The sequence below is a fragment of the Streptomyces sp. T39 genome, assembly GCF_008042045.1.
Classification (GTDB): Bacteria; Actinomycetota; Actinomycetes; order Streptomycetales; family Streptomycetaceae; genus Streptomyces.
The window spans coordinates 1-633 of record NZ_RDBP01000148.1; the positions used below are offsets into that span (position 1 = coordinate 1).

1 protein-coding gene is annotated in these 633 nt (G+C 76.0%); it reads right to left on the bottom strand.

The annotated features are described in order from the left end of the window. Nucleotides 1-362: 362 nt before the first annotated feature. Nucleotides 363-554, bottom strand: a complete 192-nt coding sequence (locus EAO77_RS36310; protein ID WP_147989885.1) for a DUF6381 family protein — start codon at nt 552-554, stop codon at nt 363-365. Nucleotides 555-633 lie beyond the last annotated feature (79 nt).

Here is a 633-nt window from a genome sequence, read left to right on the forward strand (position 1 = left end):
GACGGTGCCGTACGGCTTGGCGGGCGGGGCGGCCTGGGCGGCCGCGCCGGCCGGCGCGGCGACCGTGAGGGCCACACCGACGGCGAGCACGCCGGCGGCGATGCGGGAGGAGAGGCCTGCGGCCGGCCCGACACGGCGGACGGTGGTCATGGTCATCGAACGGCTCCGATCGGTGGACGGCCCCCCGCTACCGGCCCGACCCTAGGACGGCCCGAGCCCGCCACCGCGCAGAAATGCCCGTCCGGGCGCCGCGGTTCGCCCCGAGGGGTCAATGCGGGACGCCCGCCGCGTGCCGGGACGGCGGCCGGCCCGGGGAGCGTGCCGCTCCCCGGGCCGTGCCGGGACCGTGCGCGTGCCGCCGGTCACCTGTCGGGGTAGATGTCCCCGGTGCCCATCGCGGACTCCTGGTCGGACTGGGCCTTGAGCCGCTGGGCCTTGTCCTTCAGCCGCTGCCGTTCCTTGGGGTCGCTGCTGCGGCTCGCCGCCTCGTCCAGTTCCTTGGCCTTCTCCCGCATCTGCCGCACCCGGCCGCGGGACTCGTCGGTACCGCTCATGATCACTCCTCGGACGTGTCGAGCACTGACCCCCCAGCGAAACAGGGCCGCTGCGCGCACGCATCTCGAAGCCCCGGCG

Excerpts from the sequence above, each read along its gene's own strand:
- EAO77_RS36310 (WP_147989885.1), bottom strand. The coding sequence starts at position 554 with ATGAGCGGTACCGACGAGTCCCGCGGCCGGGTGCGGCAGATGCGGGAG.